We start from the raw sequence: 14,206 nt of genomic DNA, 5'->3' as shown, positions 1-14,206 counted from the left end.
TCGGCTACTGCATCGACTCGCGGATGAAGTCACGACTGGCCACACAGGCCCTCACCAGTGCGGTGGCGCGTCGTGGCGATGTCGCGGGCTGCATCGTGCACAGCGACCGGGGTTCGCAGTTCCACAGACGAAAATTCGTTCGGGTTATGACTTTTCGATTGAGACGGATTTTCGAGACGCAGCGAACTAGCGCAACGGCACACCTGGATATTTGGAGACGCGGTCTCGTAAGCTTTATTTCGAGACTCGAGCTGATAGCTGCTACTCAGCAAGCCATTGGCTTTCAGCCAATACGCTCACCAGAGATCAGGGCCATTGGTGAACCGGCTTGATCACCCTACGACTCTCGTCAGTTCCTCGGACACAGAGGTTGCGTCACTTGGGGCCTCACGTAAATAGCGATGCTGATCGTGACATAGCACGCGCGTTTAGTATCGCCTGCGGCGCATCGCTAGTGTCCGATTAGATCACGGCATCCCACGGAATAGGTGCTGGTTCTCGGCAGGGAGCGCCGCTCTGGACATTCACACGAGTTGCTCGAGTAGCCAGTACGATTTGCCGGACACGATTTCGTTGAAGCGCTCTACCGCGAAGCCAAGAGCGCGCGCCCCTCGTCTTGACAACCCGCGATGAAGTCCGGGCCGGAGTCCACCCGGGCGATCTTGCCGCTTTTCAGACTGCCCATGAGCACCTGGTGACAGTACTCATTCAGGTCGGTGGCGGGATCCAACCGCACGTGGTGTTGCTGAACCTGTTCGTCGATGGCCTGTTTGCCTTGCCCGTGAGACGGGGAATTAGGATCGGCGGCCGCGGCACGCGCGAAGACGCAGCCCGGCACACAAAACCGCCGCCAAGGCCAATCCGCGCTCAAAATTCACGAACGCGACTTTACCGCGATCGGCCGTCATTACCGCGTGATTGTTTGCCCGGCAGGTGGCAGTGCCTAGAAGATCGGGCCGCCACGATTCGGGTGGACGTCTCCGTCCCCACCGCTCGATGATGAACGGCGCCCGTGAGGTTTTCGATGGTCGTGGAAGCTACCGGAAGCACTGCCCCGTAAAGAGATCCGTCCTTGCCGTCTCGCCCCTGAATGGGGAGCGTAGCTACGCCCAATGTTGCCGCGGTCTTCGCCTGACAGCGCTTTTTGTACTGTGACCTGCAATTACCTCGGTGGAGCTAAGGGGACTCGAACCCCTGACCCCCACACTGCCAGTGTGGTGCGCTACCAGCTGCGCCATAGCCCCAAGTCGTGCCCATCGAAGCTACACCACCGGCACCTGTCCATCAAAGTCGCTGGTCACACCGGGTCGGCAGCCACCGCCCCCGCCCTCACCCGATGGCCTTGTTGACCACCTCACGCGCGGTTTCCTGCACCTCCGCCAGGTGGTCGGGCCCGTTGAACGATTCCGCGTAAATCTTGTACACGTCCTCGGTGCCCGACGGCCTAGCGGCGAACCATGCATTGGCGGTGGTCACTTTCAATCCGCCCAGCGGGGCGCCATTGCCGAGCGCGGCGGTGATCTTGGCGGTGATCGGTTCTCCGGCCAATTCCGTGGCAGTGACCTCGTCGGCGGACAGCCGGGACAGCCGGGCCTTCTGCTCCCGCGTGGCGGCCTGGTCGACCCGGGCGTAGAATGGTGTGCCGTATTTGTCGGCCAGCTCCCGATAGCGCTGCGACGGCGTAGCGCCGGTGACCGCGACGATCTCGGAGGCCAGTAGGGCCAGGATGATGCCGTCCTTGTCGGTGGTCCAGACCGAGCCGTCGTGCCGCAGGAACGTCGCCCCGGCCGACTCCTCCCCGCCGAAGCCGATGGTGCCACCGATCAAGCCGTCCACAAACCACTTAAAACCGACCGGCACCTCGACGAGTTTGCGGTCGATCCCGGCGACCGCCCGGTCGATGATTGAGGAGCTCACCGCGGTCTTGCCCACCGCGATGCCGGTCCGCCACGACGGCCGATGCGTGTACAGGTAGTCGATCGCGGCGGCCAGGTAGTGGTTGGGGTTCATTAACCCCGCATCCGGGGTGACGATGCCGTGCCGGTCGGAGTCGGCGTCGTTGCCGGTGGCGATCTGGTAGTGATCACGGTTCGCGATCAGGGAAGCCATGGCGTCCGGGGAGCTGCAATCCATCCGGATCTTGCCGTCGTGGTCGAGCGTCATGAACCGCCACGTCGCATCGACCAGCGGATTGACGACCGTCAGCTCGAGGCGGTGCCGTTCGGCGATCACCGCCCAGTAGTCCACGCTGGCTCCACCGAGCGGGTCGACCCCGATCCGGATGCCCGCCTTGCGAATCGCGTCGACGTCCACGACGTTCGGCAGGTCGTCGACGTAGCTGTCCAGGTAGTCGTGACGCCGCGCCGTCTGCAGTGCCCGCGCCAGCGGCACCCGTTTCACCCCGGAGCCATCGGCTCGCAGAATCTCGTTGGCGCGCTTGGCGATTGCGTTGGTCGCTTCGGTGTCAGCCGGCCCACCGTTGGGCGGGTTGTATTTGAAGCCGCCGTCGGGCGGCGGGTTGTGCGAGGGCGTCACGACAATGCCGTCGGCGAATGCCTCGGTGCGCCCCCCGTTGTACCGGAGGATGGCGTGGCTGATCGCCGGGGTCGGCGTGTAGCGGTCGGCCGAGTCGATCACCGTAGTCACCTCGTTGGCGGCCAGCACCTCGAGCGCCGAAACCCACGCCGGCTCGGAGAGACCGTGTGTATCCCTGCCGAGGAACAACGGCCCGGTCGTCCCGTGGGCCGTCCGATACTCGACGATCGCCTGCGTGATCGCCACGATGTGGGCTTCGTTGAAGGCGCCGTTGAGGGACGAACCACGGTGGCCCGCCGTGCCGAACACAACTTGCTGCGCAACGTCCTCGGGGTCGGGTTGGATGGCGTAGTACGCCGTGACTAGATGGGACAGGTCGACGAGGTCTTCGGGCTGGGCCGGCTGACCGGCTCGCGGGTTGGCCATGTCTACAGATTCTGCCCGTGTCGGGGCGTCCACGTCGCTTCGTGCTACACGGCGCATGGGCAAACGAAAGGGAACCGACACGTGGCACGCGCCAGCGCGTCGTCGGTGACGGCAAGCGCTTCCTGGCCGACGCGATGTTCGACATGTTCGGCGCCCGCGACGTGGCAACCAGCGTGATGTTGCGCGGGATCGCCAGTTTCGGGCCGAGTCAGGAACTGCGCAGCGACGTGTTTTTGAGCCTGTCCAAGGATCCGGCGGTGGTGGTCGCGGCGGTCGACACCGAACCGAAGATCCGCTCCCTGATTGGGGAGGTGGCCGCGCTCACCGGCCGCGGGCTGCTCACGGTCGAGCGGGTGCGGCTGTTCACCCGACAACGCGGCACCGACGCGCTCGGCAGCTTCGACGGCCACAACGGCGATGCCGTGAAACTGACCGTGTACGTCAGCCTGCAGGAACGCATCGCCGGCAAGCCCGTCTATTACGCGGTCTGCGAACTGCTGCATCGGCATGGATTCGCCGGGACCATAGCACTTCTCGGCGTCGACTGCACAGCACACGGACAGCGCTTCCGGGCACACTTCTTGGGTCGCAACGTCGACGTGCCGATGATGATCATAGGCATCGGTTCACCGATCAAGTTGCCACTGCCGCAACGGAATTTGTCGCGATATTGGCTGACCCGCTGCTGACCGTGGAACGGGTTCGGTTGTGCAAACGCGATGGCGAGACGTTCGCCCGTCCGCAGCAGCTCCCCGCGACGGATGCACACGGCCGCACCCCGTGGCAGAAGCTGATGGTGTACACCGCCGAAACCAGCCGGCACGACGAGCTGCCGATCCATAGGGCACTCGTGCACCGGCTGTTGCGCTCCGGGACGGCCGCGGGGCGACGGTGCTGCGCGGCATGTGGGGATTCCACGGCGACCACAAACCGCACGGGGACAAGTTCTTTCAGGTCGCACGACGGGTTCCGGTGACCACCAGCATCGTCGACACACCGGAATCGATCACACACAGTTTCGACATCGTCGACGAGCTGACCGACCGGCACGGGCTGGTCACCAGCGAGATGGTCCCGGCGGTGCTGTCGCTGGACGATACGCAACGCCTGGGCAACATCTCACTGGCCCAGCTCGACTATTGACGTCGGGGTGACACCAAAAGCTCACGCGGGCAACGGCTCAACGCCGCGGATGGCACGGCGGTATGAGCGCGGTGTCATCATCGATGAGCTGGCCGATGATGTGCTGATAGGAACCGCGCCACGCGCTGACCTGGTCGGGGGACGGAGCCGCAAACGAGTCGCGCCGAGCCTCGGTCACCGTCGCGACCGCGTCTGTGGACAACTCGGCGATGCGGCGCAGATGGGGCGCCAGTTCGGGTGCCGACGCCTAATGCGAGTAGGCCACGAGCTGGTCTGACCAGTCCTGATATTTGTCCAGGCCGGGGCCACCCGGAGTGATCAGCCAGGCATCGAGCATGTTCGGGTGCGCGTGAATGTAGTTCATGACCGCATCGGCGGTCCGGCAGTCGTGACTGGGACCGCCCTGCAGATACCCGCGAGGTTTCGGAGTCAACCCGTCGACGATCCGCGCGTAACTCTGCTGCGCCGGACGCCGTGCCAGCGTCAGCAGCGCCGTCATGATCAAGCTGAATGCCGACAACGCCAGCAGCGGCCACACCCAGCCGTAGGCCGCAAGGCCGGGAACCCCACCACGCCCAGCAGGGACAGCGTGGCCGCGAAGATGGCCGCGTTCAGTAGCCAGTACACCCACCATGGCGCCACCACAAGCCGAGCCCACATTTGTGCCCAGTTTCGCAAAGAATCAGCTCGCGCGGGACCGGGGCACGTCGTCGGGTGTACGGGGCAATACGTACAGCGCCATCCGCCGATTGGACATGTCGTGCTCACCGAGGAAGACGCAGCCGCCGCGCTCACAAAACTTGCGCGCCGAGACATTGCGGTGGTCCGGGTCGAACATGACCCGGCGACACTGCGGGTCGAGGGCGAACACGCTGACGACGATGTGCGGCAGCACATAGCTCACGTGGCCGCGACTCAGATATTCCAGATCGGTAACCGCGGCGTGCAGGCCCAAATCGTGGGGGTCGTAGTCATAGCGTGCGGCGATGGAGTCCCGCGCCGCCCGATAGATTTCGACATATGCGTGGTCCACGCCGTCCAGGCTGATCAGGATGGGCTGGGAGAAGCTGCTGTCGAGCTGCGCGACGCAAAGATAGCGGTGCCAGCGCTCGGGCCAGAGATACTCCCACGATTCGGCTAGGTGAGGTCGGTTCATCCATTCCGAGATCATCTCGGGGTTGGCGTCCGGGTCGGCGAGGCGCAAACCGTACGGCTCCGGCACTTGGGGAATCGGCGGCGCGGGACTTTTCCGACCTCGACGCTGATGTCGGTCAGCTGCCGCGGCAGGATCACTTCACGATCACTCATATCGTGGCGGAGCCTACCCCCACCGCCTGCGCCCTAGCTGCGAGTTTGTTCGGTCGACCCCGCCGTCAGCTCACGCGCCTCCGTGCGCGGCTTCAGCCTCGCCCCAGCAACTTCGCCAACACTGCCGCATGAGCTTCCCGCCACTTCGCGGGTGCCGGTGACGAGGGTTATCACCCCGCGTCGAGCCAGCGTCCGCAGTTCTTGCAGCGCGGGATTGTCAGCCAATTCGGCCTCGTAGCGAGCCACGAACTCATCGAAGCGCTCCGGGTCGTGGTGATACCAGTCGCGAAGTTCTCGTGACGGCGCAACCTCCTTGCGCCAAATGCCCACCCGCGGATCGTCCTTGCGAATTCCGCGCGGCCACAGACCATCGACCAACACGCGTTGGCCGTCAGCTGGGGCGACGTCCTCGTAGAGGCGCTCCACCCGAACTCGGCTCTTGGTGGTCATGTGACCAGCCTAGGCGGCAGTAAACACACGGCGTTCGTCCGCGCCTCTTCGTGATATCCGAGATCAAAACGGCGCAGCAGCCCCGCGACGCGCTTGCCGACGCCCCTTGTCCGGAACAGGAATTTCGACAAAAACGATCTGAAACGCATGACCACAGTGGTGCGGGCTACGCGGTCGACCGCGCCCGCGTACGCGATCCGGCAAGCCCTGAGCCTCCTCGATTCTCCGTAGTCTGAATGACGTGAGTGTCGCACCCGACGTCAACGTCGCGATCCAGGACCGATTCGCCCGCGAGTTACCCGAGCTGAGAGTCCGCTGGCGAGCCGAGGCTCCTCCCGACCCGCGGCTGCTGGTCCTCAACGAGTCGCTGGCGGCGGATCTCGGGCTCGACCTGGCGTGGCTGCGGGGGCTTGACGGTATGCTATTCCCGGTAGGCAACCTGGTGTCCGACGAAGCGGTCCCCGGTTGGCGCAGGCCTACGCCGGACGGCGATACCCACGATCGCGCCACCCAGCCCGATCAACTGCTGCAAGCGTTTGAGCTCGAGGTGGACGCTCAACCCGCCGAGCAGGTCGGCCGCGTCGGCGCCGCCGGACGCCAGGAACCAACCCCGGGTGTTCTTGCCGCGCAACGCTGCCGTCGTGAGCAACCCGCCGATGAGCGCGTAGCGGTAGCTCATGGAACGCAGCAGCAGCCGCGCGGTGGGCGTCGGCTCCCCCGGGTCGCCCCACAGGCGATTCGCCTCCAGCGGGTCGACAAGAAAATGGACGCCTGAAGCGAGTCGGATACCTCCCGCGATGAGCGCGGCACGGTCGTGGCATGGCCGCAACCTACGCCGCGGCTCAGCGTGCCGTGCCGATTTCCGCGGCGGCGACCGCGTGCCCGGCCAGTAGGGCCGTAGCGGTGGCACAACATTCGTTGACTGCCCGAAGTTCCTCGGCGGACAGCCCATTCGACGCCCCCGCATATCTCGGGTCGATGACGTCGGTGCCGAAGTCCAGCCATTGTGAATCCGCGTCGACGCCAAGAAAATTCGCCAGGCGCGTCAGCGACTAACGCGGATCCGCGACGAGGTCGGCATACGACAACGGCAGATAGCGATCGGTGGGCAGGTCCGCCAGCTCTGCCTCACTGGTGACGATCAACTCGTTCCACATTTGGGCGAATCGGACGACGGGGAGGCACTGTCCCATCAGATATATCGATGTCGCAGGTGTCACCGAGCAGCGAGGCGAGTTCCATCGGTATCGCGGTCGGGTCCAGCCGCAGACCGGGATGCCGGGCTTCGGGGTCGAGGTCGAGCAGCTCGAGCGCGTCTTGGATGAGCGCCATCAAGCGGAATCCGGTGTGGCGACTCATCGAGACGGCCGTTTCCGGACCGTTGCGGTACAGGTGCACGAACTTCGCGTCGGGGAATGTCTGACGCAACCACGGGACGGCTCAACGACATGGCGGAGCGCTCAACCACCACAGTTCCACCGAAATGCGTTGCGAACAAGGCGAACAGCTGTCGATAATGCAGTCGTGCCGGTCGTTCGGGCCAGGTCTGGATCTCGGCGGCGAGAGCGTCGAAGACTCCGTCGGGATCGGACGACAGATGCGGCAGCGTCATCATGCTGATCGCGGGGATGCCGGTCGTGCTCGCGTCGAACCGCGTGTCCTGCAACCGTGGATAGATGAATTCAGACATGGCCGAGCCGCCCCGGACCATCGAGTCGAAGACCGGGTGCGGGTCGGCCAGCATCCTCCAGAACTGTTCGTCCGACAGCGTGTAGTCGACTGCCGACGTGACGTGCACCGACAGGCAGAACTCGTTGAGGCTGAGCACATCCGGGTGCGCGCCCAGGACACGTGACAGCGCTGTCGACCCGCTGCGACCGACCGTGACGATGAACGTCAGTCCCCTGACCGAATCGTGGGCCCGATCAGGAGACTAAGATGCGGCGCCACCGCGGGCGTTGACGTCGAAGGGTCGCCGCACGCATGGCAGCGGCGGTGGTGCCGTCCCACGCTGTTCAGCAGGTAGTCGCGGTCGACGATCGTATTGCGGTGCGGCTCACCGATCACCGCCCGCACTCCGGTCGTGTCGTAGGTCCGGCTGTGCGCGAGGCAGGGCATGAAACCGCTCGCCCACCGCAGCCGCCGCTCCAGCAGATTGAGGACCTCAATGGGACCCTCGACCAGGGTCAGCGGGATCGGCGACAGCGCGTTGAACAGCCCCACCAGGTCTGCACCGCAACGTCGTGGTGATGCACGATGTGGTAGGTGCTCAGGCCGTCGGGAGCCAACCGCATCAGACGAACCATCCCATCTCGCCGGCGGGCATGTAATTCAAGTGGCCGTTGAGATCTCCGCTGAGCCACATTGTCATGTTGGTTCGCATCGGCCACCCCGAGACGGAGAACAGACGCATCCCGCTGTCCGCCGATGTCGACAGGAAGGTAGAGCGGATGCAACGGAAAGTCCGGGTGCGGCAGCCGATCCACGATCAGGGTGCTGGGCCGAAGCACCACCACCCGGCGCCCGGTGCGGCGCGCCCAGTCGCGCACCAGTGACCCGGACTCGAATTTGGAACGCTCGTAATTATTTTCGAATCCTTGGTCGTCGCCCAGTTCGGTCTCGCGGATGAGACCGCTACAACGCTTGCCCGCGACGAACGCGGTCGAAACGTGGAACAGATCAGGGGCTCGGCCGCCGGACTCGGCGAGCTCGAGGATCCGGGTGGTGCCGCCGACGTTGGTCCGACGAAGGTCGTCGAGGTCGGCATCGAGCTCGATGATTCCGGCGCAATGCAGGATGGCGTCCAGGCTGTCGGCGAGCTCCCAGAACCGCCTCTCCGTCAGCCCCAGTCGGGGTTTCCTGTCGCCGCCAATCCATCAATGAGAGACTTTGGAAGTGTCGTCGGCACGCGGCAGGGTGACGGCAATACCAGAGGGAGAAGAACGCGATAGTGACAGCAGCTGCTGGCGCACCGGGGTGGACGGCGTGGTCGAAGGAGATCACGCGCGACGTGAACGCCGACAACTTCTGCCGGTTGACGGCCGCATGACCGGTCCACGCGTGGACGCGGAACAGCGCGCACCCTTCGCCGCACGGCTGATCCGCTGGCTGTCCACCCCCATCATCTTGGGCTGGCTGGCTCTCACCTTGATCGTGACCATGGGCGTCCCCTCGCTCGAACAGGTGGAGAAGGAACGCTCGGTCTCCCTGAGTCCCAGGGACGCCCCGTCGATCAAGGCGATGCAACGCCTGGGCGAGGAATTCAAGGAATCGAGTTCCGACAGCCTGGCGATGATCGTGCTGGAGAGCCAGCAGCCCTTACGCGACGATGCGCACCACTACTACAACCAGCTGCTGCGGCAGTTGGAGAGCGATCCCGCGCATGTGCAACATATCCAGGACCTGTGGGGCAATCCCGTCACGGCCAGCGGCGCACAAAGCGAGGACGGTAAAGCCGCCTACGTGCAGTTAAAGCTCGCCGGCAATCAGGGCACCAGCCTGTCCAACGAATCAGCCGATGCCGTCCGCAAAATCGTGGACCGAACACCCCCACCACCGGGAGTCAAGGTCTACGTCACCGGACCGGCTCCGCTGATCGCCGATCTCAACCACAGCGGCCAACGGACCATCGTGAAGGTCACCGTGGTCAGCCTGATGGTCATCTTCGTGATGCTGCTGTTGGTGTACCGATCGTTCCTCACCGTCATCATCCTGCTGCTGATGGTCGGAATAGAACTACAGGTGGCCCGCCAGATCGTGGCCTTCCTCGGCAACAACGGCGCACTGAGTCTCTCCACCTTCGCGGTTAACCTGCTGATCACTCTCGGCATCGCGGCGGGCACGTACTACGGGATCTTCTTCTTCGGCCGGTATCAGGAGGCGCGTCAAGCCGGCGAGGACCGCGAGACAGCTTATTATACGACGTGTCGCAGTACGGCGAAAGTGGTGCTGGCCTCCGGTCTGACGATCGCGGGATCCGTATTCTGCCTCAGCTTCACCCGGATGCCCTACTTCCAGACCATCGGGGTTCCCTGCGCGATTGGCATGCTCGTGGCGGTAGCCATCGCGCTGACCCTGGTGCCCGCGGTTCTCGCGGTGGGCGGTGGTCGGGGTCTGTTCGAGCCCAGGCGACGGCTAACGGTTCGGCGCTGGCGACGGATCGGTACAGCTGTCGTCCGCTGGCCCGGACCCATTTTCGCCGCGGCGTGTGCCGTCACCCTGGTAGGCCTGCTGGCCTTGCCGGGCTACACGACGAACTACCACGACCGGGTGTACCTACCGAGCGACCTGCCGACCAACCAGGGCTATGCCGCCGCGAACCAGCACTTTCCGCTGGGCCGCATGCTGCCGGAGTTTGTCTTGATCGAGGCCGATCATGACATGCGCAATCCCTCCGATTTCCTAATCTTGGAGCGACTAGCCAAGGGCGTGCTCGCGGTCCCGGGCGTCTCCCGGGTGCAGTCCGCTACTCGGCCCTCGGGGACCCCGATGGCGCACACCACAATCCCGTTCCGGTTAGGTGTAATGACCGCGAGTCAGTTGGTCAATCTCGAATACCAGAAATCTCGAATGAACGACATGCTCAAGCAGGCCGACGAGCTCGCCAAGACGATCGAGATCACGACAACGCTGTATCACCTGATTCTGCAGTTGAACGCCGTGACCCATGACCTGGCCGGCAAAACCCACGAAGTGCAAGCGATAACGGCGGAGCTGCGCGACCGGATCTCGAATTTCGAAGACTTCCTGAGACCAGTCCGCAGCTACTTCTACTGGGAGAAGCACTGCTACGACATTCCCGTCTGCTTCGCGATCCGATCCCTGTTCGATTCCTTTGACGGTGTCGACGAGATCAACGACAAACTCGCTGAAGTAGTGGTCAATGTCGACAAGATCGACGTGCTGCTGCCGAAGCTGGCGGCGGAGCTGCCGATTCAGATCGACACCATGAAGCAGATGCGCACAATGATGTTGACCATGCACTCCACCATGAGCGGCATCATCGGCCAGGCCGACTCGCAGGGCAATACCACCTCAGAAATGGGCGAAGCGTTCGACGCCTCGAAGAACGACGACTCCTTCTACCTGCCCCCGGAGGTATTCCAGAACTCCGCGTTCCAACAGGTGATGGGACTGTTCCTGTCGCCGGATGGGAAGGCGGCACGTATGACCGTTTCGGATCGCGGCGACCCCGCCACACCCGAAGGCATCGCGCGGGTCGCGGCTATCAAGACCGCAGCCGAGGAATCGCTGAAGTCGACGCCGTTGGAAAACGCCAACATTTTCGTGGGTGGCGTTTCGGCGACCTACAAAGACCTGCATGACGGCTCTCGCTACGACCTGATGATCGCCGGCATCGCCGCGCTCTGCCTAATTTTCGCGATCATGCTGATGATCACCCGCAGCTTCGTGGCCGCCATGGTGATCATCGGAACGATCGTGACGTCGCTGGGAGCGTCCATCGGTTTGTCCGTGCTGCTGTGGCAACACATCATCGGGCTCGGGTTAGAATGGCTTGTCTTGCCGATGTCGGTCATCATCCTGTTGGCCGTGGGCTCCGACTACAACCTGCTGCTGGTCTCGCGCATGAAGGAAGAAATCGGAGCCGGTATCAACACCGGCATCATTCGGGCAATGGGCGGCACCGGCAAGGTCGTCACGGCCACGGGGCTGGTGTTCGCCGTCACCATGGCCTCGATGGTGGTAAGCGATCTGCGGGTGATCGGTCAGATCGGCACCACGATCGGGCTGGGCCTGCTGTTCGACACGCTGATCGTGCGCGCGTTCATGACGCCGTCCATCGCGGCGCTGCTGGGCCGCTGGTTCTGGTGGCCGTTGCGGGTGCGGCCGCGGCCGGCAAGCTTCCTGCTCCGGTCCGAAGGCTCGCGTCCGATGGTCCGTGCCCTGCTCGGCACTCACGCGCCCGACTAACGGTCGGTCCGGCCGCAGCTAGCATGGCCGACATGTCCGAGCCGGGACCGACCACCGACAAAACCGCCGGGTTCGACGGTGGCGAGACCGCGGCCGCCCCGACCGCCGCGCGGAGCCCGAGGCGGCGACAACGTCGAACTCCGCCGGTCTGGGCTTGGTCCCGCGACGAGGACGGCGACGCACCACCCCGCGACCCGGCGAGCCAGCGCCAATCCTGGCGTACCGCCACTGCGCTGTTCGCGGCTGGGCTCGTGGTCGCCGTGAGAACATCCGCCTGGGCATGACGGTGCAGCAGGTCATCGCGGATTTCTGGGCCAGTAATCCCGCGCTCGGCAACGACGCTGACACCTACGCGACGATCTCTGTGCATACCTAACTTGCCCGCAGCACAGCAATCTGGTCGGGAGCGGGCCTAGCGGCCGCGGGCCAATGACAGCAGCCGGACGAGCACCAAAACGGTAAGCCCGACGAGCAAACCGACCACGGTGGACACCGCGGCGTCGAGCGGCCAGGCCAGCATGCCACCGACGACGTCGACGGCGTCGCTCACCTGTGATTGGGCATGGTGAATCGCGCCGCGCGGGGTGTGCCAACCGAGTCGGTCGCCGCCGTCGACCAAGATCTGTCCGCCGACCCACAGCATCGCCACTATCCCGATGAACGAGAGCGCGGACAGCAGTTTGGGCATCGCCGCGACCAGCCCGCGACCGAGTCCCCGTCCGATTCGAGAGGGAGTGGACGTGAGATGCAGACCGACGTCGTCCATCTTGACGATGACGGCCACGACGCCGTAGACCGCGATGGTGAGCAGGACGGCGACGACGATCAGAACGACCAGCCGGGGCCAGAACGTCTGATCCGCCACCTCGTTGAGGGCGATCACCATGATCTCGGCGGACAGCACCAGGTCGGTCCGGACGGCGCCGGCCACCACGTCGTCCTCGGCCGCCGACGCCGGATGGTGCACCTGGCCACGCAGACTCACCCACACCTTCTCGGTACCCTCGTAGCACAGGTACACCGCGCCCAGCATCAGAACCGGGGGGACCAGCCGGGGAGCGAACTGGCTCAGCAACATCGCGGCGGGCAGGATCACCACAAGCTTGTTGCGAAACGATCCCAGCGCGATGCGCCTGATGATCGGCAATTCGCGGTCGGCCGCGATGCCGTGCACGTATTGCGGCGTGACGGCGGTGTCGTCGATGACGACACCAGCCGCCTTCGCGGTCGCGCGGCCACTGGCGGCGGCCATCTTGGCCAGGACCGCGACGTCGTCTAGGAGTCCGAACAGGCCTGCGCTCATCTTGTCCCCGCCATGGCGTTGCAGGGTACCCGTTCGGTGTACGGTAACCGGCCATGGGACGAGTTGACAGCAAAGTGGCGCTGGTCAGCGGCATGGACGCATCGCATGCGTAAGTCCTGGTGGCCGAAGGTGCGCGCGTCTTGATCGGCGACATCCTCGACGACGAGGGTCGTGCGATTGCGGAAAAGCTAGGCGATGCAGCTTATTTCGCGCATTTGGACGTAGCGGACCCCGAACAGTGGGACCGTGCCGTTGACGCCGCCAAGTTCGGCCTGGGGGCATCACCAAATCGGCCGCCGTCGAATTGGCGGAGTATAACATTCGGGTGAATTCAATCCATCCCGGCCTGGTACACACCCCGCTGAGCCAGGGCGTCACCCAGGAGTTCATGCAGCCCATCCCACTGCGACGCGGCGCCGCGCCCGAGGAGATCTCCACCTTCGTAGTGTTTCTCGTCAGCTACGAGTCGGCATACGCCACCGGAGCGGAGTTCGTCGTCGACGGTGGCCTGACAAGTTACGTGCCCGCCAAGATTTGAGTCACCGCAACACCACAGACCACATCAGCATCAAAAAGCCTGGGCTGAACAGATCCGACAGGGCAGCGCCGATGCCGTGTCACGCCCGACGCGCACCGGTGATATGTTCCGGGCAGACGACTTACCGTCGGGTGCGAAGGGGATCGCTGTGCAGACGAGCATTTGGGCTCGGTGGATGGTGAGGTATGGCGCACCACGGGCATTCCTGGCCGTGCAGGCCCGTTGCGGGCAGCCGTTGGCCCGCTTCCTGATAGGGAGGGCGACCGACGCCGAGTTTATCGCCTGGTCGAAGACGTCAGAGCACAGGGCCGCCTGGTGCGACGACCGTTCGTGTGGGTGACCGCTGACCATCAGGTCTGCCGCACGGTGTTACGCGATGACGCATTCGGGGTCACCAACCTGGTGAATGCGCCTTTCCCGCAGCAGTTTCCAGCGTTGCTGGACCGCACGGATCCAGGCTTGCCCAATCCGGTGGAGCGACCCGCGATGGTGATGACCGACCCTCCCGATCACACCCGGTATCAGCGATTGTTCGCCCAAAGCTTCACGCCGCGGGCCATCGACCGACTCAG

The 14,206-nt window shown here is 64.4% G+C and carries 9 protein-coding genes, 1 tRNA gene and 4 pseudogenes; 3 read left to right on the top strand and 11 right to left on the bottom strand.

Features of this window, described 5'->3' with window-relative positions; all coding sequences use genetic code 11:
- Positions 1–583 precede the first annotated feature (583 nt).
- The 3 genes from FQ389_RS09965 to pgm form a co-directional block, all read right to left on the bottom strand.
- Positions 584–838 (bottom strand): hypothetical protein, encoded by a 255-nt coding sequence (locus FQ389_RS09965; RefSeq protein ID WP_144207204.1) that lies wholly within the window; start codon positions 836–838, stop codon positions 584–586.
- A gap of 333 nt (positions 839–1,171) precedes the next feature.
- Positions 1,172–1,244, bottom strand: a tRNA-Ala gene (locus FQ389_RS09960).
- Positions 1,245–1,329: 85 nt separating this feature from the next.
- A complete protein-coding gene (gene pgm, locus FQ389_RS09955; RefSeq protein WP_144207202.1) occupies positions 1,330–2,961 on the bottom strand; it encodes a phosphoglucomutase (alpha-D-glucose-1,6-bisphosphate-dependent) in 1,632 nt (543 codons plus the stop codon).
- 41 nt (positions 2,962–3,002) lie between these two features.
- Between pgm and FQ389_RS09950 the strand changes: the two are divergent.
- Positions 3,003–4,104: pseudogene (locus tag FQ389_RS09950) on the top strand (DUF190 domain-containing protein).
- 247 nt (positions 4,105–4,351) lie between these two features.
- Here the strand turns inward: FQ389_RS09950 and FQ389_RS09945 are convergent.
- From FQ389_RS09945 to FQ389_RS22385, 7 genes and pseudogenes are all read right to left on the bottom strand, one after another.
- Complete coding sequence (locus FQ389_RS09945; protein ID WP_144207199.1) at positions 4,352–4,738, bottom strand: hypothetical protein; 387 nt, start codon at positions 4,736–4,738, stop codon at positions 4,352–4,354.
- Positions 4,739–4,786: 48 nt separating this feature from the next.
- A pseudogene (locus tag FQ389_RS09940) lies at positions 4,787–5,412 on the bottom strand (GNAT family N-acetyltransferase).
- Between the two features lie 92 nt (positions 5,413–5,504).
- Positions 5,505–5,862 (bottom strand): annotated as a pseudogene (locus FQ389_RS09935) (DUF488 domain-containing protein).
- 421 nt (positions 5,863–6,283) lie between these two features.
- Entirely contained in the window at positions 6,284–6,691 is a 408-nt protein-coding gene (locus tag FQ389_RS19765; protein ID WP_144207196.1) for a DUF4267 domain-containing protein, read from the bottom strand.
- Positions 6,692–6,990: 299 nt separating this feature from the next.
- Complete coding sequence (locus tag FQ389_RS09925; protein ID WP_144207193.1) at positions 6,991–7,290, bottom strand: sulfotransferase; 300 nt, start codon at positions 7,288–7,290, stop codon at positions 6,991–6,993.
- Between the two features lie 468 nt (positions 7,291–7,758).
- Positions 7,759–8,085 carry a hypothetical protein gene (locus FQ389_RS09920; protein ID WP_144207190.1) on the bottom strand — a complete coding sequence of 109 codons (327 nt, stop codon included), beginning with the start codon at positions 8,083–8,085 and terminating at the stop codon, positions 7,759–7,761.
- Positions 8,049–8,669 (bottom strand): SDR family oxidoreductase, encoded by a 621-nt coding sequence (locus tag FQ389_RS22385; RefSeq protein WP_407662838.1) that lies wholly within the window; start codon positions 8,667–8,669, stop codon positions 8,049–8,051. Before FQ389_RS22385 ends, FQ389_RS09920 begins: the two co-directional genes overlap by 37 nt.
- A gap of 238 nt (positions 8,670–8,907) precedes the next feature.
- Between FQ389_RS22385 and FQ389_RS09910 the strand changes: the two genes are divergently transcribed.
- Positions 8,908–11,793 (top strand): MMPL/RND family transporter, encoded by a 2,886-nt coding sequence (locus FQ389_RS09910; protein WP_144207187.1) that lies wholly within the window; start codon positions 8,908–8,910, stop codon positions 11,791–11,793.
- Positions 11,794–12,205: 412 nt separating this feature from the next.
- Here FQ389_RS09910 and FQ389_RS09905 read toward each other — a convergent pair whose 3' ends face one another.
- A complete protein-coding gene (locus FQ389_RS09905) occupies positions 12,206–13,096 on the bottom strand; it encodes a DUF808 domain-containing protein (protein ID WP_144207184.1) in 891 nt (296 codons plus the stop codon).
- A 116-nt stretch (positions 13,097–13,212) separates the two neighbouring features.
- Between FQ389_RS09905 and FQ389_RS09900 the strand changes: the two are divergent.
- A pseudogene (locus FQ389_RS09900) lies at positions 13,213–13,634 on the top strand (SDR family oxidoreductase).
- Positions 13,635–14,206 lie beyond the last annotated feature (572 nt).

This window comes from Mycobacterium tilburgii (assembly GCF_902168065.1).
Taxonomy (GTDB): Bacteria; Actinomycetota; Actinomycetes; order Mycobacteriales; family Mycobacteriaceae; genus Mycobacterium; species Mycobacterium tilburgii.
Note: the sequence above shows the minus strand (reverse complement) of the source record. Positions and strands in the feature narration are given on the sequence as shown.

What these genes read in the sequence shown, in the direction of transcription:
- pgm (WP_144207202.1), bottom strand. Translation starts at nt 2,961, where the DNA reads ATGGCCAACCCGCGAGCCGGTCAGCCGGCCCAGCCCGAAGACCTCGTC.
- FQ389_RS09945 (WP_144207199.1), bottom strand. Translation starts at nt 4,738, where the DNA reads ATGGTGGGTGTACTGGCTACTGAACGCGGCCATCTTCGCGGCCACGCT.
- FQ389_RS09910 (WP_144207187.1), top strand. Translation starts at nt 8,908, where the DNA reads ATGACCGGTCCACGCGTGGACGCGGAACAGCGCGCACCCTTCGCCGCA.
- FQ389_RS09905 (WP_144207184.1), bottom strand. Translation starts at nt 13,096, where the DNA reads ATGAGCGCAGGCCTGTTCGGACTCCTAGACGACGTCGCGGTCCTGGCC.